This window comes from Halorubrum sp. SD626R (genome assembly GCF_001261915.1).
GTDB lineage: Archaea > Halobacteriota > Halobacteria > Halobacteriales > Haloferacaceae > Halorubrum.
Map to the genome: position 1 here is coordinate 1 of NZ_CVRT01000059.1, position 22,099 is coordinate 22,099.

22 protein-coding genes are annotated in these 22,099 nt (G+C 72.3%); 5 read left to right on the top strand and 17 right to left on the bottom strand.

The genetic code is table 11. The annotated features are described in order from the left end of the window. From gcvPB to fen, 4 genes are all read right to left on the bottom strand, one after another. Window positions 1-1,054, bottom strand: a 1,054-nt coding sequence (gene gcvPB / locus SD626R_RS05725; protein WP_092564670.1) for an aminomethyl-transferring glycine dehydrogenase subunit GcvPB, incomplete at its 3' end; no start/stop codon positions are given. Next, entirely contained in the window at window positions 1,055-2,383 is a 1,329-nt protein-coding gene (gene gcvPA, locus SD626R_RS05730) for an aminomethyl-transferring glycine dehydrogenase subunit GcvPA (RefSeq protein WP_092564672.1), read from the bottom strand. 172 nt (window positions 2,384-2,555) lie between these two features. Continuing rightward, entirely contained in the window at window positions 2,556-2,939 is a 384-nt protein-coding gene (gene gcvH, locus SD626R_RS05735) for a glycine cleavage system protein GcvH (protein WP_092564674.1), read from the bottom strand. A 270-nt stretch (window positions 2,940-3,209) separates the two neighbouring features. Further along, the gene (fen, locus tag SD626R_RS05740; RefSeq protein ID WP_092564676.1) at window positions 3,210-4,187 is read right to left on the bottom strand and encodes a flap endonuclease-1; all 978 of its coding nucleotides are present in this window, start codon (window positions 4,185-4,187) and stop codon (window positions 3,210-3,212) included. A 152-nt stretch (window positions 4,188-4,339) separates the two neighbouring features. Between fen and fer the strand changes: the two genes are divergently transcribed. Then, entirely contained in the window at window positions 4,340-4,996 is a 657-nt protein-coding gene (gene fer, locus SD626R_RS05745; RefSeq protein WP_092564679.1) for a ferredoxin Fer, read from the top strand. A 35-nt stretch (window positions 4,997-5,031) separates the two neighbouring features. Here fer and SD626R_RS05750 read toward each other — a convergent pair whose 3' ends face one another. Together SD626R_RS05750 and SD626R_RS05755 are read right to left on the bottom strand one after the other, a co-directional pair. Next, window positions 5,032-7,242, bottom strand: coding sequence for a DHH family phosphoesterase (locus tag SD626R_RS05750; RefSeq protein ID WP_092564680.1), 2,211 nt, complete (start codon window positions 7,240-7,242; stop codon window positions 5,032-5,034). Window positions 7,243-7,326: 84 nt separating this feature from the next. Beyond that, window positions 7,327-7,941 carry a YIP1 family protein gene (locus SD626R_RS05755; RefSeq protein ID WP_092564682.1) on the bottom strand — a complete coding sequence of 205 codons (615 nt, stop codon included), beginning with the start codon at window positions 7,939-7,941 and terminating at the stop codon, window positions 7,327-7,329. A gap of 149 nt (window positions 7,942-8,090) precedes the next feature. Here SD626R_RS05755 and SD626R_RS05760 point away from each other — a divergent pair, with 149 nt between their 5' ends. Beyond that, a complete protein-coding gene (locus SD626R_RS05760) occupies window positions 8,091-8,567 on the top strand; it encodes a type IV pilin domain-containing protein (RefSeq protein WP_092564684.1) in 477 nt (158 codons plus the stop codon). A 33-nt stretch (window positions 8,568-8,600) separates the two neighbouring features. On the opposite strand, the gene SD626R_RS05765 is transcribed toward SD626R_RS05760, so the two are convergent. Together SD626R_RS05765 and SD626R_RS05770 are read right to left on the bottom strand one after the other, a co-directional pair. Then, window positions 8,601-9,740, bottom strand: a complete 1,140-nt coding sequence (locus SD626R_RS05765; protein ID WP_092564686.1) for a Gfo/Idh/MocA family protein — start codon at window positions 9,738-9,740, stop codon at window positions 8,601-8,603. A 19-nt stretch (window positions 9,741-9,759) separates the two neighbouring features. Beyond that, entirely contained in the window at window positions 9,760-10,731 is a 972-nt protein-coding gene (locus tag SD626R_RS05770) for a sugar phosphate isomerase/epimerase family protein (RefSeq protein WP_092564688.1), read from the bottom strand. A gap of 165 nt (window positions 10,732-10,896) precedes the next feature. On the opposite strand from SD626R_RS05770, the gene SD626R_RS05775 reads away from it, so the two are divergent. Next, window positions 10,897-11,793, top strand: coding sequence for a PspA/IM30 family protein (locus tag SD626R_RS05775; RefSeq protein WP_092564690.1), 897 nt, complete (start codon window positions 10,897-10,899; stop codon window positions 11,791-11,793). A gap of 65 nt (window positions 11,794-11,858) precedes the next feature. Here the strand turns inward: SD626R_RS05775 and SD626R_RS05780 are convergent, their stop codons facing one another. The 5 genes from SD626R_RS05780 to yqeC form a co-directional block, all read right to left on the bottom strand. Beyond that, window positions 11,859-12,905 (bottom strand): dipeptide epimerase, encoded by a 1,047-nt coding sequence (locus tag SD626R_RS05780; RefSeq protein WP_092564692.1) that lies wholly within the window; start codon window positions 12,903-12,905, stop codon window positions 11,859-11,861. Then, window positions 12,902-13,960, bottom strand: coding sequence for an N-acetyltransferase DgcN family protein (locus tag SD626R_RS05785; RefSeq protein WP_092564694.1), 1,059 nt, complete (start codon window positions 13,958-13,960; stop codon window positions 12,902-12,904). Before SD626R_RS05785 ends, SD626R_RS05780 begins: the two co-directional genes overlap by 4 nt. A 409-nt stretch (window positions 13,961-14,369) precedes the next feature. Further along, entirely contained in the window at window positions 14,370-14,687 is a 318-nt protein-coding gene (locus tag SD626R_RS05790; protein ID WP_006628044.1) for a DUF5785 family protein, read from the bottom strand. Window positions 14,688-15,037: 350 nt separating this feature from the next. Then, entirely contained in the window at window positions 15,038-15,253 is a 216-nt protein-coding gene (locus SD626R_RS16750; RefSeq protein WP_176697282.1) for a hypothetical protein, read from the bottom strand. A gap of 88 nt (window positions 15,254-15,341) precedes the next feature. Beyond that, window positions 15,342-16,073 carry a selenium cofactor biosynthesis protein YqeC gene (yqeC, locus tag SD626R_RS05800; protein WP_092564696.1) on the bottom strand — a complete coding sequence of 244 codons (732 nt, stop codon included), beginning with the start codon at window positions 16,071-16,073 and terminating at the stop codon, window positions 15,342-15,344. A 120-nt stretch (window positions 16,074-16,193) separates the two neighbouring features. Here yqeC and SD626R_RS05805 point away from each other — a divergent pair, with 120 nt between their 5' ends. Then, complete coding sequence (locus SD626R_RS05805) at window positions 16,194-18,089, top strand: aldehyde ferredoxin oxidoreductase family protein (RefSeq protein ID WP_092564698.1); 1,896 nt, start codon at window positions 16,194-16,196, stop codon at window positions 18,087-18,089. A gap of 38 nt (window positions 18,090-18,127) precedes the next feature. On the opposite strand, the gene SD626R_RS05810 is transcribed toward SD626R_RS05805, so the two are convergent. The 4 genes from SD626R_RS05810 to mvk form a co-directional block, all read right to left on the bottom strand. Continuing rightward, window positions 18,128-18,463 (bottom strand): DUF7976 family protein, encoded by a 336-nt coding sequence (locus tag SD626R_RS05810; protein WP_092564700.1) that lies wholly within the window; start codon window positions 18,461-18,463, stop codon window positions 18,128-18,130. Then, window positions 18,460-19,503, bottom strand: a complete 1,044-nt coding sequence (locus SD626R_RS05815) for an Mrp/NBP35 family ATP-binding protein (RefSeq protein ID WP_092564702.1) — start codon at window positions 19,501-19,503, stop codon at window positions 18,460-18,462. The genes SD626R_RS05810 and SD626R_RS05815 overlap by 4 nt, the downstream gene beginning before the upstream one ends. Window positions 19,504-19,571: 68 nt before the next feature. Continuing rightward, on the bottom strand, window positions 19,572-20,363 hold the full coding sequence (locus SD626R_RS05820; protein WP_092564704.1) for an isopentenyl phosphate kinase: 792 nt from the start codon (window positions 20,361-20,363) through the stop codon (window positions 19,572-19,574). Further along, window positions 20,360-21,376 carry a mevalonate kinase gene (mvk, locus tag SD626R_RS05825; protein WP_092564706.1) on the bottom strand — a complete coding sequence of 339 codons (1,017 nt, stop codon included), beginning with the start codon at window positions 21,374-21,376 and terminating at the stop codon, window positions 20,360-20,362. Before mvk ends, SD626R_RS05820 begins: the two co-directional genes overlap by 4 nt. 122 nt (window positions 21,377-21,498) lie before the next feature. Between mvk and SD626R_RS05830 the strand changes: the two genes are divergently transcribed. After that, window positions 21,499-22,092, top strand: coding sequence for a mechanosensitive ion channel domain-containing protein (locus SD626R_RS05830; RefSeq protein ID WP_092564708.1), 594 nt, complete (start codon window positions 21,499-21,501; stop codon window positions 22,090-22,092). Window positions 22,093-22,099: the final 7 nt, after the last annotated feature.

Sequence of the window (22,099 nt, forward strand, 5' to 3'; positions counted from 1 at the left end):
CGGCCGCGTCCGCGAGCCCCTCGTCGCCGAGGCGGGCGATGTACGCGTACGCCTTGACTAGGACGAGCCAGTTGCCGGCGAACCCGTGAACCTTCCCGATCGTGTGCTCCGGCTCGAAGCGCTCGTACCCGCTCGCGGTCTCGTTCTCGCGGACCTGCGGGGTCGGGAGGAACTCGGCTAACTCGTCGACGACGCCGACCGGGCCGGCGCCGGGGCCGCCGCCGCCGTGGGGCGTCGCGAACGTCTTGTGGACGTTGTAATGCATCACGTCGAACCCCATGTCGCCGGGGCGGCCGCGGCCGAGCAGGGCGTTGAGGTTCGCGCCGTCGTAGTAGAGCAGTCCGCCCGCGTCGTGGACGATGTCGGCGATCTCCGTGATGTCGCGCTCGAAGAGCCCGACCGTGTTCGGGTTCGTGAGCATGAGCGCGGCGGTGTCGTCGCCGACGGCCGCCTCCAGCGCCTCGACGTCGACGCGGCCGTCGTCGCCGGAGGGGAGCTCGACCACGTCGTAGCCGGCGGTCGCCGCGGTCGCGAAGTTCGTCCCGTGCGCCGAGGCCGGGATCACGACCTCGGACCGGTCGTTGCCGCGGTGCTCGTGGTACGCCTTCGCGACGAGGATGCCGGTGAGCTCGCCCGCCGCGCCCGCTGGCGGCTGGAGCGTCACAGCGTCCATGCCGCCGACCTCCGCCAGGAACTCCTGGAGCCGGTATCGGAGTTCGAGGGTCCCCTGCGTCGACCGCTCGGAGCGGTCCGGGTGGACGGCCGCGTTCGGGTCGGCGGCGACGTCCTCGGTGAACTTCGGGTTGTACTTCATCGTGCAGCTCCCGAGCGGGTACGGCCCGGCGTCGATCGCCCAGTTCATCTGCGAGAGCCGGGTGTAGTGGCGGGCGATCTCCGGCTCCGACGGCGCCGGGAGCGTGAGTTCGTCGCGGGTCAGGTCGTCCGGCAGCGGGGAGTCCGCGCCGACGTCGACGCTCTCTTCGCCCTTCTCCGAGAGCAGCGGCTCCCGGACGTCCTCGGTCTCGCGCTCGTAGTTGGCCTGGTCGTGGATCACTCAGATCACCTCCTCGAACGCCGCGACCAAGTCGTCCGCCCGCCCGGCGTTGAGGTCGGTCACGCACACCTGCAGGCGGTGCTCGCCGATGACGTGGACGGCGAACCCCTCGGCCTCCAGGTCCTCGGCGACCGCCGCGGCCGGCTGGTCGACGCGCACGGCGAACTCGCGGAGGTGGTGGCGGTCGTGGACCGGCGCGACGGCGCCGTCAACCTCGTCGAGTCGGGCGGCGAGCGCGGTCGCCTCGCGGACGCAGTCGTTCGCGAGGTCGACGAGGCCGTCCGGACCGAGCGTCGCCGCGTGGATCGCCGCGCGGAGCGCCACCCACGCCTGGTTCGTGCAGATGTTCGAGGTCGCCCGCTCCTTCCGGATGTGCTGTTCGCGGGTCTGGAGCGTGAGCGTGAACGCGCGGTCGCCGTCGGCGTCCTCGCTCGCGCCGACGAGCCGTCCCGGAACCTGCCGGAGGAACTCGTCGCTGCAGGCGAAGATCCCGAGCCCCATCCCGTCGGCGGTCGGGAGCCCGAGGGCGCTCGCCTCGCCGACGACCACGTCGGCGCCGACGCTCGCCGGCTCCTCCAAGACGGCGAGCGAGACGACGTCCGACCCGAGGACGAACAGCGCGTCGCCGTCGGCCGCGAGATCGCCGACCGCGCCGAGGCGCTCCTCGACGCAGCCGCGGACCGTCGGGCTCTCGGCGTACACCATGACGACGTCGTCGCCGACGCGGTCGGCGAGGGCGTCGACGTCGGCGTTGCCGTCGGCCATCGGGTACGGCTCGACGGTCAGGTCGGCGCCGTCGCAGTAGTTCGCGAGCACCTCCCGTTTCCCCTCTCGGAGCTGCTCGGGGACGAGGACGGTCTCGCCCGTGGTCGACCGGACGCGGTCGGCCAGCGTCGCCGCCTCGCCGAGGGCGGTCGCGGCGTCGTACATCGAGCAGTTCGCGACCGGGAGCCCCGTCAGTTCGACGAGCATCGACTGGTACTCGAACAGCGCCTGGAGGAACCCCTGCGAGATCTCCGGCTGGTACTGGGTGTAGCTCGTGAGGAACTCCGCGCGGTCCGAGAGGTGGTCGACGACGCTCGGCACGTAGTGGCCGTAGTGGCCGCGGCCGAGGAACTCGGTCAGGTCGTCGTTCCGCCCGAGGATCCGCGAGCACTCCGCGCGGATCTCCCGCTCCGTGCGCGGCTCGATCCCGAACTCGCCGTCGAAGGCGACGTCGTCGGGGATGTCGAACAGCGCCTCCTCGTCGTCGACGCCGATCGCGTCGAGCATCGCCGCGGTCTCGGCGTCGGTGTGGGGCGCGTACGGGGTGCCGCTCGTCCCGCTCATCGGCTCGCTCCCGGGCGCCGGCCCGTTTCCGCGTGCCGGCCCGATCCCGCGCGTCCGCCGTGGCTCTGTCGTCCGGTTCCGGGTCGTCCGTCGAAGGGTGGCGTGGTCATGGTCGTGTGTCCGCTGGCGAGTCCCGCTCCGGGGACTCGGTTCGTTCCGTGGTCCGCGTCCGCTACGCGATCTGCGCGTCGTACTCGTCGGCGTCGAGGATCCCGTCGGCGTCGCCGCCGTCGACGGGGTCGACCTCCAGCATCCAGCCGTCGCCGTACGGGTCCTCGTTGACGAGCTCCGGCCGGTCGAACAGGGCCTCGTTGACGGCGACGACCTCGCCGGAGACGGGCGAGTACAGGTCCGAGACGGCCTTGATCGACTCGACGACGCCGAACGCCTCGCCGGCGGTCACCTCGTCGCCGACCTCCGGGAGCTCGACGAAGACGACGTCGCCGAGCTCGTCCTGCGCGAAGTCGGAGACGCCGACCCGGACGGTGTCGCCGCCGGTCGTGGTCCACTCGTGCGATTCCAGGTACCGTAGCTCGTCGGGAACTTCGAAGCTCATTGGTGAAAGGGGTCGTCGTGGGACACTCGGCTGGGTCGGTGCGATCCGACCGACCTCCCCCGCGTCGCCCCGCGGGAGGCGACGGGCCCGCTCCCGCGAGCGGCCGGCCGGCGATATCCGCGGTCGAGAAGTGGTCCACGACACGTGTGAGTCACCCTTCCCGCGAGGGGAAATAAAAGGTATGTTCGCGGCCACCGGATCGCCGTCGCGTCCGTGTCTCGTCCGCGACGCGGCGAGCCGCGGGGAGTCAGGCCCGACTCGGACGCCCGCTCACGACCACCGGTCGAGCCCGGTCTGTACCTGCGACTCCTCGATGCGCTCGAACCCGCGTTCGACCTCGTCGGCCGCGACCCCCCACTCGTCGACGACGTAGGCGCGGGCGGCCGCCACGTCGGGGTTCACGTCGGCGTCGACGTCGACGTCGGTCGCCGGCGGGTCCATGAACAGCTCGCGGATCTCGGCCGCGTTCGGGATCTCGGCGTCGCGCGCGTCGAGGACGCCCCAGAGGTCGCCGTGCTCCTTCACCGCCGTCACCGCGGTCTTCGGCCCGACGCCGTGGACGCCCTCGTTGAAGTCGGTGCCACAGAGCATGGCGACGTCGATCAGCCCCTGGCGGTCCAGGCCGAGCTCGTCGAGCGTCGCCGCGAGCTCCATCAGCTCCGGGTCGCCCTTGCTCGTGAGCTGGCGGAGCGTGGTCGGGGCGCCGAACAGCAGCGTGTCGTAGTCCTCGCTGCCGGCGTGGTCGACGGTCCCCGTCGCGGCCATGCGGGCGCACTGCGCCTCGCCCTCGGCGGGCGCCTCGACGATCGGCACGTCCAACAGCGAGAGCAGCTCGCGGGTCGTCTCCTGAATCGCGTCGGTGAGCCGCTGGGTGCGGGCCTCCAACCGGGCGGCCTCCACCGCATCCCCGCGCTCCTCGGCCGCGGCCCGTCGCTCCTCCGCCCGCTCGCGCTTCTCCCGGCGGTCGGCGACCTCGTCGGCCTTCAGATCGGTGACGGCGCCGTCGAACACCATGACCGGGATCAGGTCGTGCTCGAAGAACTTCGGGAGCCCCTGTACGACGCCGATCAGGTTCGCGACCTCGACGCCGTCGGCGGTGGTGTACTTCTCCTCGGACGTCCACTTCACCGTCGTCGTGAGGTACCGGTACAGCCAGTTGTGCGCGTCGACGGCGACGACGCTCCCCTCGATCTCCTCGAAGGCGACGTCGCGGATGGCCGCGAGGTCGCGCAGGTCCGCGTTTCCCATTACGCGATCCCTCGGCGTCGCGGCTCTTAAACCATCGACTCGGGCGCCCGACCCAGCCCGGCGGCGACCCGCGCGACCCCCCCGATCCGCCTCCCGACGCTGCCGCATTGTGGGGCGTTTATGTGCGTCAGCCGACTACGATTCGGTAGCGAATGGTCTCGCCGTTCGAGGTGTTGGACGTCGACGAGGACGCCGTCGAGGCCGCGATCGAGCGCGCCTACCGCGACCGGGTGAAGGAGGCCCACCCCGATCAGGGGGGGACCGTCGAGGAGTTCCAGCTCGTCAGGCGCGCCTACCGCGAGATCGACGAGGGGAGCCGAAACGGCGACGAGGGCGACGCCGCCGCGGTCGCCGACGTCGACCTGACCGACGACGAGGGCGACGCCGCCGAGGTGGACCCCGTGCGCGTCGAGTTCCTCGACTACGACGCCCTCGCCGACTACGGCTGGTCGCTCGACGACGACGACCTGTTCCGGAAGGCGTCGCACGCGGACCTCGACGCGGCCGAGCACGGGCGCCTGCTCGTCGAGCCGGACGAGAGCCTGCTGGAGGCCGCCGAGAACCGCGGGTTCGGGTGGCCGTTCTCCTGTCGGGGCGGGGCCTGCGCGAACTGCGCGGTGTACCTCGTCGAGGGCGAGCTCTCGCAGCCGGCCAACCACATCATGCCCGACGATCTCGCGGAGCGGGGGTTCCGGCTCTCGTGTAACGGCTACCCGCTGAGCGACGAGCTGAAGATCGTCTTCAACGTGAAACACCTCGCCGAACTCGACGACCTCATCCTCCCGCCCGGGCCGTTCACGCGCCGGTGAGCGCGTCGGCGGGTGCGGACGGGGCGGCGGGCCGCTCAGAACGCCTCGGCGACGGCGGCGACGACGGCGTCCTCGACCGCGTCGCGCTCGCCGGAGAGGAACTCGATCTTCCCCTCGCGGAGCCCGGCCGTCGCGACGTCGGCGGCCGGCGCGAGCTCGGCCGCGCGCTCGGCCACGTCGCGCACGGAGACCGCCTCGCTCGTCCGGAGGTACAGCTCGTCGGTGCCGATGCCGACGGTCGCGTGCGCCTCGCCGTTCGCGCGCCGACGGTGGAGGTCGTCGAGCAGGAGCGGCGTCGGCGGGAAGTCGTAGCGGTGGGTGTAGCCGTCCGTGTCGAGCACGTCGAACTCGACGCCGTCGACCGCCTCGGTGACGACGTTGGCGGTCGCGGTCTCGACCTCGGTCTCCAGCTTCTCGCGGAACTGCTCGGAGACGTGCGCGGCGAGGTTCCCGCCGTCCTCGAAGAGGAGGTCGGCGACGAGCTCCCGCTTGTCCTGGTACGACTGGTAGTACGCCTCCAGCGCGACCGCCTCCCGGAGCTCCGCGACGCGCTCGACGTCGTAGCCCGCCTCGCGGGCGAGGTCGACGTAGCGGTCCGGCGCCTCGTCCCAGTAGCTCACGGCCGGGAGGTGGCGCAGGTCGGCGCGGACCTCGTCGTTGACCGCGGAGGCCAGCGAGGCCACGAGCGCGCCCGTCGAGAGGTCGGCGTCGACCCCGTCGATCTCCGGGGAGACGAGCGTGTCGACCGCCTCGCGGGTCTCGGGGTCGGCGACTTCGGCGTCGACGACGACCGCGTCGACGCCGTAGACGGAGAGCAGGTCGATGCCGTCCGCCGACTCGACCGTCGAACCGGTGCCGACGAGGAGGAACAGCGGGAGCTTCTCGTCGTGGCGGTCGCGGTCCTGCAGCATGCGGGTCGCGTCGTTCGTCGCCGCGTCCATCCCGTAGACGGGGTCGTCGAGCGGGCGGCGGGTGAAGTAGTGGTACTCGGCGTCGCTCTTGGCGTGCTCGTCGCGGATCAGCGGGAGCACGGCGCGCTCGACCGCCGCGCCGGCGACGTAGCCGTCGGCGGTGGCGGGATGGCGCACGACGATCGGACGCGATTCGAGGACGGCGCGCCGGACCGCCTCCGCGGCGTCGAGCAGCCCGTCGGCGAGCTGCGCGACCGCCTCGTCGCCCCCGAGCGGCTGGAGCCCCTCGGGGCGCGCCTCGTCGGTCAGCGCCTCGGCGAGCCGGCGGCGGACCGCCTCGGTGGCCTCGCCCTCTAAGAGGACGAGCGCCTCGGACTCGACCTGCACGTCGCCCCGGTGGCTCTCGACCTCGCCGTCGATCCGCACCGCGTCGCCGACCTCGACGTCCGGGTACGCGCGGACGCCCGGCTCGACGAACGCCGCCACGTCGACGACGCCGGTCTCGTCGCGCACCTCGAAGACGGTCGGCCCGCCGGTCTGTCGGACCCCGACGACCTCGCCGTCGATCCGCACCGCGTCGCCGACGGCCTCGGAGAGGGTGCCGATCTCGACGCGCTCGCGGTCGTCGTCGAGGTCGTCGGGCTCGTCGGTCTCGTCGTCTGCCGCCGTGTCGGCCGTCTCGCTCGCGACCGGTTCCGCGTCGCCGTCTCCGGCGGAGTCGGTCGCGTCGTCGCCAGCAACCTCATCGGCGGCGCCCGCGTCCTCGTCGATCTCGTCGGCCTCGCCGCCGAGTTCGTCCGCCCCTTCGTCGACGACCTCGGTCTCGTCCGCGTCGGCCGACTCGTCCGCGTCGCCCTCGGCGTTCGGCTCGTCGTCCTCGGTCGCGTCGGCGCGGTTCGCTTCCTCGTCGGTCGTCGCGTCGTCGGTCGTTTCTTCGTCGTCCGCGTCCGCCTCCGGCAGGTGCTCGGTGTCGCCGTCCTGGACGAGCACGCCCCGGAACTCGCGGTCGGCCTGTCGGATCGACCACCCGAGGTCGATGTTCCCGTTGTCGCGGACGCCCTTCACCTGGACGAACACCTCGTCGCCCGGCTCCCAGTCGAGGCTGTCGAGCCGGCGGTCGAGCTCGGAGCGGTGGAGCAGCCCGGTCACGCCGGGAGCGAGGTCGACGAACACGCCGAACTCGGCGTAGCCGTCGACGACGCCGCGATAGAACCGGTCCGGAACGAGCTGGTCGGGGGAGTTTCCGCGGAAGTCGAAGACGACGTCCTCCTGGTGCGGGTCGCAGATGCGCCCGCCGCCGTCGACGTCGACGCCACAGATGATACAGGATCCCATTTGAGTACACCGAGAGCCTCGGGCCTAAAACGGTTGTCGAAAGCCTCGCGGGAGCTACGCTTCGAAAACGGCCGCCCGCGGGGGTCACGCGAACAGCGTCCGGGCCGACGCGATCACGCGGTAGCCGACGCCGTAGCCGAGCAGCGCCGGCGGGACCCCGGCGACGAGCGTGCGCGGCCACGAGGTCCCGTGGACGGTCCGGAAGCCGAGCAGCAGCAGGACGGCCGCGTACGCGCCGCAGGCGATCCGCAGCGCCGGGACGGGCGGCCCGGCGAGCGCCATCGGCGAGCTGGCGTACGCGACCACCTGCACGGTCTCGCTGACCCCGCCACGGTCGCGGATCCCGAGCCCGCCGCGCACCTCGACGCTGGCGACGACGACGCTCACCGTCGCGACCGCCGCGGTCAGGTGGAGTCCCACCGGGGCCGCGAGCGCGACCACGACGAGGAAGGCGACGAGCGCCGAGACGGGTACCGACGCGACGATTCCGGGGATGACGGAGGGATCAGCGACCATCCAGCCGAGCGCGAACGCGGCGGCGACGGCGACGGCGAACGTAAGCGCGGGCGCCTGATCCCCCGGGGCCACGCCGTTCGCGAAGAGGCGACGCGGCCGGACGAGAGCCTCGACCCAGGCGCGAGCGAGCCCGCGCGGCCCCCGGGCTCGTCCCCCCGCCGGGTCCTCGATCCACGATGTCACGTGCCCCCTTCGGTCGGGTGGGATAACCCGGTTCCGGTTCGGGAGCGGTCCGCGCATCGACCCAGTCCGAGCGACCGCCGAGGGCTCGTTCTCCCGTCTGATAAGCGGCGGGTAAACCCTTATACCGGGGCGCGCGGAGCGGTAGTCGAATGCGCGCCTTCCGGAACGACGAGCGAGGATTCACCCCGATAGCCGGCACGGGGCTGCTCGTCGGCGTCGTCGTCCTCCTGCTGGCGGTCGTCGGGGCCGCGATGTTCGGCCTGATCGACGGGGTCGCGCCGCCGGACGCCGAGTTCCAGGTCGAGCCCGACGGCGGCGAGCTCGTCGTCGTCGCCGCCGGCCCCGAACCCGTCCCCGCCGAGGAGCTGTACGTCCGCGGTGAGGACCCCGACGGCGAGGTGGAGTTCGGCGCCTGGCCCGGCGACGGCGTCGTCGAGCCCGGCGACCGCGTGGTCGTCCCGAACGCGACCGGGAACGAGCAGTTCGACGTGGTCTGGGAGCCGGTGGCGTTCGACACCCGCGAGACCCTCGGTACCTACAACGGCGAGGAGTCCGAGGTCGACGAGTGGGCCGAGGAGGGCGGAGCGGCGGCGGACCCGCTCGCCGGCGGCGGGGGCGGGTTCTGAGAGCGGGGCGGCGAATCGGACCGGGCCGCGCCGCTACTCGACGCTCACCCACTCGCCGCGCTCGTCGGAGCGCTCGATCGCGGCGAGGACCTCCTGTACCGCGTACCCCTCGGCGAACGACGGCGAGAACTCGCCGCCCTCTGCGACCGCGGTGAGGAACTCGTAGTTCTCGTGGACGAAGGTGTGCTCCCACCCGATGACGTGGCCGGGGGGCCACCACCGGTCGACGTACGGGTCCGTCTCGTCGGTGACGAGGACCGTCTGGAAGCCGCGGTCGCCCTCGCGGAGCACCTCCAGCTCGTTGAGTCGCTCCAAGGAGAACTTCAGGCTCCCCTTCGAGCCGTGGACCTCGACCGTGTGATCGTTCTTGTGGCCGTTCGCGAACCGGGTCGCCTCGAAGGTGCCCGTCGCGCCCGACTCGTAGGCGACCTGCGCGGAGTAGGCGTCGTCGACGGTCACGTCGCGGTACTCCTCGACCGCGCCGTCGTCGCCGTCCTCGTAGACGGGGCGCTCGTCGACGAACGTCTGCAGGTGGCCGGAGAGCCGGTCGATTTCGCCCACCTCGTCGCCGACGAGGAAGTCGACGAGGTCGATCGTGTGTGCGCCGAGGTCGCCGAGCGCGCCGGAGCCCGCCATCTCGGCGTCCAGCCGCCACGCCCACGGCGCGTCGGGGTCGGCGAGCCAGTCCTGAAGGTACCGCCCCCGAACCTGGCGGATCTCGCCGAGTTCGCCGTCCTCGATCAGTCCCTTCGCGTAGCGGATCGCCGGGACGAACCGGTAGTTGAAGGCGGTGCCGGCGGGCACGTCGGCGGCGGCCGCGGCGTCGCGCATGGCCGCCGCCTCGTCGAGGGTCGGCGCGAGCGGCTTCTCGCAGAGGACGGGGACTCCCGCTTCGAGCGCCGCGATCGACGGCTCGGCGTGGACGTGGTTCGGGCCGAGGTTGTAGAAGACGTCCACCTCGTCGATCGCCTCGGCCCAGTCGGTCGCCGTGTGCGCGAAGCCGAACCGGTCCGCGGCGTCGGCGAGCGCCGCCTCGTCGCGCCCGACGAGCGTGTGGCGCTCGACTGCGGGCGCGTCCGGGAAGAACATCGGCAGTCTCGCCAGCGCGTTCGCGTGCGCCTTCCCCATGAACCGATACCCCAGCACGCCGATCTTCAGTGGTTCCCGTGTCATCGTGATCTCGTCCTCCCGCTCACTCCGCCCAGTACGCGTCGCCCGGTCGCGTCTCGAAGACGGCGCGGTCGAGCACGTCGACCGCCTTCTCTAACCCCTCGCGCGAGGAGGTGAGCGAGTCCTCGTGCTCGATCGAGAGCGCGCCCTCGTAGCCGACCATCCGGAGCGTCGAGACGACGTCCTTCCAGTGGGCCTCGTCGTGGCCGTAACCGAGCGAGCGGAACAGCCACGAGCGGTCGGCCTCCTCGGTGTAGCCCGCCGTGTCGAGCACGCCTTTCACGCGGGCGTTCGCGTCGTACACCTTGGTGTCCTTGGCGTGGAAGTGGTGGATCGCGTCGCGCTCGCCGAGGAACCGGATCGCTTCCGTCACGTCGATCCCCTGCCAGTAGAGGTGCGAGGGGTCGAAGTTGGCGCCGATCCGCTCGTTCGTCGCCTCGCGCAGCGCGAGCAGCCCGGTCGGCTCGTAGACGAGCATGTTCGGGTGCATCTCGATGGCGACGTCGACGCCGTGGTGGTCGGCGTGTTTCGCGAGGTCCTCCCAGTAGGGGACCGCGACCTCGTCCCACTGGTAGTCGAGGGCCTCGGCGTGCTCGGTCGGCCACGGCGCGGTGATCCAGTTCGGCGTCGAGTCGCCGGGCGCGCCCGCGGGGAGCCCGGAGAAGCAGGTCACCGCGTCGACATCCAGTCGGTCGGCCAGCTCGATCGCCTCGCGGAGCTCGCGGTCGGCCTCGGCCGCGTGTCCCTCGTCGGGGTGGAGCGGGTTGTTGTGGGTCGCCAGGGCGGAGATCCGCAGGCCGTGCTCGTCGAGCAGCCCGAGAAGGTCGTCGCGCGCGCCCTCGTCGGAGAGGAGGGCCTCGCGGTCGACGTGGGTCGCTCCCGGCCACCCGCCGACGCCGAGTTCGACCGCGTCGACGCCGATTGAGTCGAGGTACGCGACCGCGTCCTCGATCGGTTCACCGCCGAGCGGAACCGTCAGTACGCCGATATCCATGCGCACGGATAGCACAACCCCCCCGATAAGTCTTCAGGAAGCGACGCCCGCCGGCGCGAACTCGCGCGAGCGACTCCTCGAGACGCGTGTTCGCGGGCGGGCCGGCCCGTTTCCGGGGACGCGAACCACATGAGGTTTTAACGGGTGGAACGCGTATGACCGGACATGGGAATCCTCTCGCGCGCCTCCTACGTCATCCGCTCGAAGGTGAACGCCCTCCTGAACCGGGCGGAGGATCCGACGGAGTCGCTCGACTACTCGTACGAACAGATGCGCGACGAGCTCCAAGATGTCAAGCAGGGAATCGCCGACCTGACGACCCAGAAGAAGCGCCTGGAGATCCAGAAGCGCAAACTGGAGGAGAACGTCGAGAAGCACAACCGACAGGCCCGCGAGGCGGTCCAGCAGGACCGCGACGACCTCGCGCGGAAGGCCCTGGAGAAGAAGAAGTCGAAGATGACGCAGATCGAGGAGCTGGAGGGCCAGATCGCGAAGCTGAACGACACCCAAGAGCAGCTTGTCGAGAAGAAGAACAAGCTCCAGAACCGCATCGAGGAGTTCCGCACGAAGAAGGAGACGATGAAGGCGCGGTACGAGGCCGCCGAGGCGTCCTCGCGCGTCTCCGAGGCGATGACGGGCGTCGGCGACGAGATGGAGGACGTGAGCCGGTCCATCGAGCGCGCCGAGGAGCGCACCGAAGAGATGGAGGCGCGCGCGGAGGCGATGGACGAGCTGGAGGACTCCGGCGCGTTCGAGGACGCGCTCTCCGACAAGGACAGCATCGACCGCGAGCTGGAGAGCCTCTCGACGAACAGCGAGGTCGACGCCGAGCTGGAGACCCTCAAGGGAGAGCTCGGCAAGGGCGGATCGTCGAGCGGCGGCGACGCCGTCAGCGACGAGGACGTCGACGACGAGCTGGCCGACATCGAGTCCGAGATTGACTCGGACGACCTTGAGGCGGACCTCGACGGTGACGGCAGCTCCGCGGAAGCCGACCTCGACGAGGAGCTCGACGTCGAGTTAGAGGAGTCCGAATCCGAGGCCGACGAGCCGCGGAACTGAGGTCACGTCCGACCTGCGTTCGGTCCCCGCAGTCCCCGCCTTCTCCCGTCCCCCCTTTCGGTTCCTTACTCCGACGCGAGGCGCGCGCCGGTCCCCGCGCGGTCCTGGTCGGCGAGCCGGATCTCGCCGTTCGGGAGGGCGATACCGTCGTACGGGTCGTCGGCGAGCAGCAGCGAACCGTCGATATCGGCGTAGTCGAGGAGGGGCGCGAGCTGCGCGGCCGCCGCGATCGACGCGTTCGACTCGATCATGCAGCCGCACATCACCTCCAGCCCGTGCGCCCGCGCGGCGGCGATCATCCGCCGCGCCTCAGGCAGCCCGCCGGTCTTCATCAGCTTCAGGTTCGCGATGTCGCAGCGGTCGGCGATCGCTGGGACGTCCGAGAGCGTGACGCACGACTCGTCGGCGGCGATCGGGAGCGCCGAGCGCTCGTGGACGAACCGGAGCCCCTCCGGGTCTTCGGCGGGCACCGGCTGCTCGACGAACTCCACGTCGCGGTCCGCGAGCCACGCGGTCTTCTCGACCGCCTCGCGAGGGGTCCACGCCTCGTTCGCGTCGACGCGGACCCGGGCGTCCGGCGCGGCCTCGCGGACGGCGTCGATCAGCTCGCGGTCCCGGTCGGTGCCGAGCTTGATCTTGAGGACCGGGTAGCCGGCCTCGACCGCGGCCGCGGCCTTCTCGCGGACGCGCTCCGTCTCGTCGAGCCCGACGGTGTAGGAGGTCGCCGGCGCGGTCGACGGGTCGAGCCCCCAGAGGCGGTGGAGGGGGACGCCGAGCCGCTTCGCGGCGAGGTCGTGGACCGCGATCGAGACGGCGGCGCGAGCTGCCGGATTGTCGCCGATCGCGGCCGCCATCCCGGACTCGATCTCGCGGATCGCGTGCGGGTCGTCGACCGCCTCGACGACCGAGAGGAGCTCCGGCAGCACCGCCTCGACCGTGGCCGCGGTCTCGCCGTAGTGCGCCGAGGGCGCGGCCCCGCCGACGCCGGTCATCCCGGCGTCGTCCGCGATCCGGACGATCACGTTCTCCGCCTCGCTCTGGGTGCCGCGGGCGATCGTGAACGGGTCCTCCAGCGGAAGCGAGACCCGCTCGAACTCGGTGTCGAGGGTCATCGCTCGCCGAGCCCCGCGTCGACGATCCCGTCGACGATCGCGTCGGCGCCGTCCCTGACCGGGTCGGCCGCGGGGGCTCCGACCGCGTCCGTGAACTCCGCGACCGCGTCGGCGGCCGCGTCGTCTTCGTCGACGTCCTTCGTGTTGAGCGCGCCGGCGACGACGCTCGCCTCGCTGACGGGCGCCGCGAGCCCCTGGTAGAGGTCGACGTACTCCCCGATCGGGGGGAGCGAGAACGACTCGTAGCCGTGGATCGCCTCGCGGCCCGCGGCGTGACAGAGGACGAGGCCGTCCGCCATCGACCCGTGGAGGATCCCGCAGGTGACCGCGGAGTAGGCGGGGTGGACGATGCTCCCCTGTCCCTCGACGACGAGGAGGTCGTGGTCGTCGCCCGCCTCGACCAGCATGTCCTCGACCGCGCCGGCGGCGAAGTCGGCGACGACCCGATCGATCGGGTTCCCCCACCCGGCGATCATGATCCCGGTCTGTCCCGTCGGGACGAACGCGGCGTCGATCCCGCGCTCGCGGGCGGCGGCGACGATCTCCAGCGACGCCGTCATCTTCCCGACCGAGCAGTCGGTGCCGACCGTGCACACCACGTCGGCGTCGACGTCGCCCGAACCCCCCGTCGCGACCGTGAGGTCGTCGTCCGGCTTCCGGACGTCGACGAGGTCGACGCCGTGCTCGTCGGCCAGCGCGGCCAGCCCCTCGTCCTCGTTCAAGAAGTAGTGGAGCCCGCTCACCACGTCGCAGCCGGCCTCGATCGCGGCCTCGACATCCGACCGCCACGACTCGTCGAAGGCGCCGCCGATGGGCGAGATTCCGATGTAGAGGGCGTCGAGGTCGCCGTCGGCGGCCGCGTGCGCGTCCGCGAACGACGCGACGATCGGCGCGTCCGCCGCGTCCGGGACGTGGTCCCGGACACGGTCGCCGGCGCGGTCGCGGTCGAGGACGGCCCGCACGTCTTGGTCGCCGTACCGCAACACGCCGATGGCGGTCTTCGCGCGGTCGGGGAACTTCTCGTGGGCGAGGACGGCGATCCGCTCGTGGTCCATGGTGGCTCGGTCGCCCCGGGCGTTCTTAAAAGAGTCGAGCGCTCGACGAGCGACAGGAAAGGACCGCGGTGGCGCGTGCCTGCGAGCGGCCGCCCTCGGCGGCCGCGAGTCAGCACGCGCGAGGGAGTCAGTCGCCGGAGCGAAGCGACGGCGACTGACGAGGCTGGGGAGGCGTGAGGCCGCGGTGCTGTGCGGTCGGGCGGGACTCAAAGGGGCAGCCGGGAGGCGGGCGCAGGCGATGCAAGCACCGCAGGAACGAGTGGAGCGAGTGACGAGGAGCACAGCGAGCGTTCGCCCGCCTCCCGGCTGGGGCTTTGGAGGTATTCGCCGCCGATCCACGGTCAGCTATTTACGAACAACCGACTGAGGACCACTCAAAAAGAACCACATCGGACTCAAAAAACGCGTGTTAAGCGCTGCCGTCGACGAACTGCTCGGCGCCCTCGTAGAACCAGTAGCCGTTCTCGCGCATCGCCCGGCCGAGCTCTTGGTGGAACTCGACGAAGTCCGCGAACTCCTCTTGCTCGACGTTCTCGAAGATCTCCTCGACCGAGACGACCGTCTCGTAGTCGATCCGGATCGGGTGGTCGCCGTACTGCTCGACGTACTCCGCGGCCGTGAGCGGGAAGTCCTCCTCCTCGTCGATCTTCTTCGCGAGCACGGCGTGGCCGTACTGCCGCATGCCCTCGCTCCCCTGCTCGCCGTCGGGGTCGTGTGGCCAGTCCATGTCTGGGAATTCGCCGGATCGGGGATAGTGGTTTCGGATGCGGCGGTGGCGACCGATCGCGCTCCGCAGGGGTCCCGGCCCCACTCCCGCCCGCACAAGACACTTCACGGCGCTCCGCGTGGCCCGCGACGTGCACCGCAGAGCCCTCCTCGCGTCCGCGGCCACCGTCTCATCCGCCCCGCTGGCCGGCTGTTCCACCCCGCCGTGGACCGACGACCCCAGGGAAATCGACGGCGCAGAGGTGACGTTCCGGCGCGAACACACCGGGGAGTTCGCCCCTGACGAGCCGATCGCGAACGACGCCGCCGTCCTGGTTCGCGCGGTCGACGCCGAACCGCCGCGCGTTACCGTCAGGGGTCGGCTGCTCGCCGGGTCGCGGGAGTGTTACCGAGCCGTCCCTCACCGAGGCGAGCCTCGGCGAGGGACGGCTCCTGTTTCTGCTCACCACCGAGGACGACCCCGAGTGGGACGGAAACGCGTGCTCGGATATCGCCCAGCCGCACCCGTACGAGGTCGCCGTCACCTTCACCGAGGCGGCCGTCCCGGAGCGCGTCGCCGTCCGTCACGGCGACGAGACGGTGCTGGAGGAATCCGTGTGAGGGAGTCGCCGCTCAGTCGTCGGCGGACGCCTTTCCGAGGAGGGTTCGTAGCGGTCTACTCCACGACCTCGACGACCGGATCGTCCGCAATCAGGCGCGTGAGGAGGACGCGCGGCACATTCGCACGGAAGAGGATCTCTCTCGCGATCTTCCAGGCCGCGTCCACGTCCCCTTCGTCGTCGACCTTGTTCACCACCGGGACCGCGGTCGCGTCGCCGGGGACGCCCTTCAGCCCGCCGGCCGGGCTCGCGAGGACGGTCGCGACGTCCGCGGGGCGGATCTCCGACCCGATCTCGCGACCCGTGATCGCGGCGACCTCCTCCGGCCGGTGGACGAGTTCCTCGGTGAGGGGTTCGCCGACGACGTGCGCGCTCGCTATCGGGACGACGACGTCCGCGTTCGACGGGATCTGCGGCTCGCGGTCGCCCGGCGCCTTGAACTCCCGGAGCCGCGCGCCGTCCGCCTTCACGAGCGTCGCACCCGGTGCGGCGTCGGCGATCTCGGCGACGGTGTCGACGTCGTACCCGAGGTACCGGTCCGACCGCTCGCGCTCGGGAACCAGACCGAGCGGCCAGTCGCCGGCGTCGGCGCCCTCGATCGCGGCGACCGGGTCCCCGGTCACGCGCACCGCGGTGACGCGGTCGTCGAAGATCGGTATCCGGACGCTGGCGGTCACGACCGACCGGTCGAGTCGATCGGCGAGCGCGAACAGCGTCGACTTCTTGCCGCCCGCGCCGACGGCGCAGACGGTCGCGTCGCGGGCGTCGAGCGCGGTCGTCAGGTCCATGCCCGCTCGTTCGGCCGCCGTAGGCCTCACTCTGACGGTCGGTCGACGGGGTCGGGACGGGCGGTCGGCCGATCTGGGTGCCGAACAGATTGATACGTCTCCGCCGCGCAGGGCGTCTGGATGATCCGAAGCCGAACCCGCGTCCTCCGCGTCGACCTCTCGACCGGCGAGACCGCCCGCGAGCGCGTCCCGCGCGGCTGGCGGCGCGACTACCTCGGCGGGAAGGGGCTCGGAGTGCGCTACCTCTACGAGGAGCTGTCCCCGGGGACGGACCCGACGGGACCGGCGAACCTCCTCGGCTTCCTCGTCGGCCCGCTCGCGGGGTACCTCCCCGGCGAGACGCGATACGCCGCGGTGACGAAGTCCCCGCTCACCGGCGGCTTCCTCGACTCGTACGCCGGCGGCGACTTCGCCGATCGACTCGCGGGCTCGCTGGGGGACTGCCTCGGCCTGCTCGTCACCGGCGTCGCCGACCGCCCGGTCCGGATTGAGATCGAGGAGGGCCGCGCCAGGATCGAGCCGAGCGACGCGTGGGGCGCCGACGCCGCCGCGCTCGCCGAGCGGTTCCCGGACGCCGGGGTCGCCTGCGTCGGTCCGGCCGGCGAGCGCGAGGCGGCCTACGCGACGGTCGCGAGCGACGGCGGCGCCCACCACGCGGGCCGCGGCGGCGCCGGCGCCGTGATGGGCGGGAAGCGACTGAAGGCCGTCGTCGCCCGCGGTCCCCCGCCGACGGTCCCGGACGACCTCGCGGCCCTCCGCGACCGTGACGCGGCGGCGTACGAGCGGGATCCGACCGGGGAGTGGCAGGCGGCGGGCGAGACGGTCGAGACGGTCGACTATGCGAACGAGGTCGGGATCCTCGCCGCGGAGGGGTGGACGGAGACCGGGTTCGAGGGAACCGACGACATCGGCGTCGAGGCCGCGATAGAGCGCGCGACGGGACGCGAGCGGGTCGGCGACCGGCGGGCCGGCGACCCGGAACGCCCCGGGGGCGGCGAGCCGGTCGTCCCCGGCGGCTTCCGGATCGACACGGCCGACGGCGAGGTGGTCCCGCGCGGCGCGGCGCCGATCACGCTCGGTGCGGGGCTGGGGATCGACGACTTCGACCGCGTCGTCGAACTCTGCGGGGTCTGCGACCGGCTCGGCCTCGACGTGATCGGGGCGGGCAGCGCGGTCGCGTGGGCGGTCCGCGCCGGGGAGGCGGGGATCGTCGACTGCTCGGTCTCGTTCGGCGACGCGGACGGCGCCGAACGACTGTTGGAGGCCATCGCGGCACGCGAGGCCCCGGACGACCTCGACGTCGACCCCGACCTCCCGGAGGCGCTCGCGGACGGGATCGACGCCGCCGCGGCGCGGTTCGGCGGCGAGGGGGTGGTGCCCACGGTGAAGTCGATGGCGCTGCCGGGCTTCGACCCGCGCGCCGCGGTCGGGGTCGCGCTCGCGTACGCGACGAGCGACCGCGGGGCGTGTCACCGGCGCGCGCGACCGCAGGACAGCGAACCGTTCGTCGGCGGCGAGCGATCGGCCGCCGACCTGGTGCGGAGCGTGGTCGGCGAGCAGAACGCCCGCTCCGTGCTGTGGAGCCTCGTCGTCGACGACTTCGTCGGCGAGGCGGTCTGGACCGACCTCGGCGCGGAGTGGCTCGCGGCGATCGACCACCCGGCCGCCGGCGATGACCCCGACTCGGCGGCCAGGTCGGACGTCGCGCTCGCGACGACCGGCGAGCGGATCTGGACGCTCACCCGGCTGTTCAACGCCCGCGAGGGGTTCGACCGCGCGGACGACGCGCTCCCCGCGCCGCTCGGTTCGGCCGCGGCCGACGGGACGCCCGGCGTCGACGGCGACGCGTTCGACCGCCTGCTGGACCGGTACTACGCGGCGCGCGGCTGGGGGCCGCGCGGCCTCCCGACGCCGGAGAGCCTCGATCGGCTCGGCCTGGCAGATGTCGTCGACGAGGCGACGCCGCTGGACGAGCGGCCGATCGAACCCGCCGCGGCGACCGATTCGGACGACTGATCGGCGACGGCGAGGCGCCTGCCCTCGTCGCGCGGGTCTCAGCGACGGAGTCCGCCTTCCGCCTTGATCCGCATGATGTGCCGGACGTTCAGGTAGATCTCTTCGGGCGAAGTCTGCTCGTCGGAGTCGTATAAGTCCGACACGCGGTAGAGGATCGCCGAGAGCTGCTTGCTCTCGGAGCTGTCGCCGCGCACGTCGGCCGCGACCTCGCGGAGGAACGCGCGGACCTCCTCGTCGTCGGGGAACTCCTCGTCCGCCGCGTCGGCGACGGCGTCCGGGACGACCGGGTCGACGCCGGCGGCGTCGAGGGAGTCGGTGGGATTGCCGTCGTCGCCGTCGCCGTCGCCGTTCGACTCGCTTCGCTCCCCGCTCATCGCCCCTCGCTCACCCCGCGTCGGCGCACGACTCCGGCGTTGTTGGCGACGTTCTCGACGATCACCCGGAACGCGTCCGCGGTCTCGCCCTCCTCCAGGACGACCGGCTCGCCGTCGTCGCCGCCGGTCCGGACGGCGGGATCGAGCGGGACGCCGCCGAGGAACGGGAGCTCGTGCTCCTGTGCGAGCGCCTTCCCGCCGCCGGAGCCGAATATCTCGTGGAAGCCGCCGCAGTCCGGACAGCGAAAGCCGGCCATGTTCTCGGCGATACCGAGGACGTTCGTGTCGTGTTTGCCGAACATCCGGAGCCCCTTCACCGCGTCGTCAAGCGCGACCTCCTGCGGGGTCGTGACGATCACCGCCCCCGTCAGCGGGAGCGTCTGGAGGATGGTGAGCTGGGTGTCGCCGGTGCCCGGCGGCAGGTCCATCACGAGGTAGTCGAGCTCGCCCCACTCCACGTCCTCGACGAGCTGCGTGATGATCTTGTGGACCATCGGCCCGCGCCAGATGACCGGGTCGTCCTCGCCGGTGAGGAAGTCCATGCTCATCAGCTTCACCCCGAAGCGCTCGGGCGGGACGATCGTCTCGCCGTCGGTCTCCGGGCGCTCCTCGGCCGAGACCATCCGGGGGACGTTCGGCCCGTACACGTCGGCGTCGAACAGGCCGACGCGCGCGCCGAGTTCCGAGAGCCCCGCGGCGACGTTGACGGCCATCGTCGACTTTCCGACCCCGCCTTTCCCGGAGGCGACCGCGATCACGTTCTTCACGCCGGGGAGCACCTGCTCGTCCGCGTCCAGCCCGTCCGGGATCGACGCCGACAGCTCAACGTCGTACCCGGTGTCGGCGAGCGCCTCGCGGACGGCCTCGGCGATCTCGGACTCGTGCGGCGAGAAGGGCGCGCCGAGCGCGAGCGACACGCGGACCTCCCCCGCGCCCTCGTCGACGACGACGTCGTTCACGAGGCCGAGCGAGACGATGTCGTCCCCCAGGTCGGGGTCCTGCACGTCCGCGAGCCGCTCCCGCACGTCCGCTTCGTTCATGCCCGGGAGGAGGGCGGTGGGGCGAATAAGGGTTCTGTACGGGCCCGAACGAGGGGCGCCGACGCCGGTCAGTCGATCCGGGTTCCGGCGTCCTCACCGCGCAGGAACGGCGCCAGCCCGTCGGCGCCGAACACGTGCGCCGGGGCGTCGAGCGCCAGGAGCTCCCGCACCTTCCCGGCCATCCCGCCGGAGACGTCGGTCGCGTCGCTCGCGCCGAGCGCGTCGGCGACCGCGTCGAAGTCGTCGATCGCGGAGATCACGTCGCCGTCGGCGTCGAGGACGCCCGGGACGGTCGAGCAGACGCCGACCCGGCGAGCGCCGAGGCCGGCCGCGAGCTCGACGACCAGCTCGTCGCCGGAGACGACGGTGACCCCCTCGCCCGCGGTCGCGACCCCGTCGCCGTGGAGCACCGGGACGAACCCCTCGCCGAGCAGCGTCGCCGTCGACGAGAGCGGCAGGTCGAGGTCGCCGTCCGCGCCCTCCGCTCGCGCCCCGAGCGACAGCGGGTGGACGGGCACCGCCGGCACGTCGCGGTCGCGCAGCCGCTCTAACACGTGCGCGTTCAGCCGCTTCATCGCGCCGTGGACCGCGGCCACCGCGCCTGCGTCGCGGGTCCCCGAGGTCGTCGACACCCCGTGCTCGCTGGCGTGGTGGTGGCCGAAGCTCCCGCCGCCGTGGACGACGGCGAGCCGGTCGACCGCGCCGTCGTCGAGCGCGTCGGCGACCGCGTCGCAGGCGACCGCGAGGGCGCCCTCGTCGAGCGTCTCCGGCCGGTCCTTCTCCGTGATGAGGCTCCCACCGAGCTTGAGCACGACGGGGGGGACGGGGTCCGTCTCGCCCGCCCCGGAGTCCGCGCTCACGGCTCCACCACCCGGACGCCCTCCGTCGCCAGCTCGGCGCGGAACGCCTCCTCGCAGCCCTGCGTGAACGAGAGCGCGGTCTCCGTCGCGTCGCTCGCGTCGAGCGCGACGACGCAGCCGCCCCCGCCCGCGCCGGTGAGCTTCGCGCCGTGGGCGCCGGCGTCGCGGGCGGCCCACACCATCGCGTCGAGCGACCGCGCCGAGACGCCGAGCGCAGAGAGCAGGCCGTGGTTGAAGTCCATCAGCTCGCCGAGTTGGGCGAGCAGCGCCGGCGACGGCTCCCCCCCGGGCTCGGCGTCCGCCAGCAGCGCCTCGCCGGTCCGGACGAGGTCGCCGATCGACTCGACGGCGTCGGCCGCGAACCCGTACTCCTCGCGGAGCGCGCCGACGCCGGCCACGAGCTCGCCGGTGTCGCCGGCGCCGCCGTCGAAGCCGACGACGAGCGGGAGGTTCGGTGCCTCGATCGGCTCGCAGTCGTCGCCCTCGACCCGGACCGCGCCGCCCGTGGTCGAGCAGAACGTGTCGGCGCGAGAGGCCTGCCCGTCCTGCACCTCGTACTCGGCGCGGTACGCGCGGTCGGCCAGCTCCCGGCGGTCGAGCGGCTCGCCGAGCGCCCGGGTCGCGGCGTCGATGCCGGCGACGACGACGGCCGCCGACGAGCCGAGACCGGCCCCGAGCGGGATGTCGCTCTCGACGGCGATGTCGAAGCCGGCGTCGGGCGCGTCCGCCGCGTCGCGCGCCTGCTCGACCGCGGCGTCGACGTACCCCATCGCGGCCTCGACCAGCGGCGTCGGCACGTCGACGTCGGGTCGGTCGCCGGTGCCGCCGGAGTACTCCACGGTGAACCCGTCGAGGGAGAGGTCCTCGGCCTCGACGCGGACGTGGCCGTCCGACCGCGGTTCGGCGGTCACGGTGGCGCGTCGCTCGATCGCGGCCGGCACGGCGGGCTCGCCGTAGACGACGGCGTGTTCGCCGAAGAGGTACACCTTCCCCGGCGCCTCACAGACGGTCATACGAATCCCCTCTCTCCGCGGGCTTACAGGCGTTGCGCTTGGCGGGGCGGGGGACGGGAACCGGAACGGCAAACGGCTCCGCCCCCGTCAGTTTTTCACCGGCGGCCGTCCTCGTGCGCGCCATGACCGCGCTCCCGTCGCTCTTGCGACAGTCGTTCACGAACTTCGTCGATGGGTTGGCCGTCGCGATTCCGCGGCTGCTCTCCGGGGTGGTGTTCCTCGGGTTGGCCTACGTGACGGTGCGAGTCGTCCTCGCGCTCGTCCGCTCGTCGATCAGTCGGGTGTACATCGGCGACCGCGAACTCGTGGGGGACCTCATCGTCACGCTCGTGGCCATCTTCCTGTGGTTCGGCGTCGCCCTCACGTTCCTGAAGGTACTCGGGATGGGCGACATCGCTGCGAGTCTCGGGACCGCGGTCGGCTTCATCGCGCTGGGCGTCTCCTACGCGCTCTCCGAGATGATCGAGGACACGGTCGCGGGCGTCTACCTCCTCCGCGACCCCGACTTCAACGTCGGCTACCGGGTCGAGGCGAAGGGCGTGACCGGCACGGTCGCCGCGATCGAGCTCCGGAAGACTCGGATCGACACCGACGCCGGCGACCGGATCGTGATGGCGAACCGCGAGATAGAGCCGCGGTGGACCCACGACGTGCCCGAGGAGGCGGCCGACGCGGGCGACGCGACGACCGACGACGGCCCGCCGGCCGGGGACTGAGCGCGGG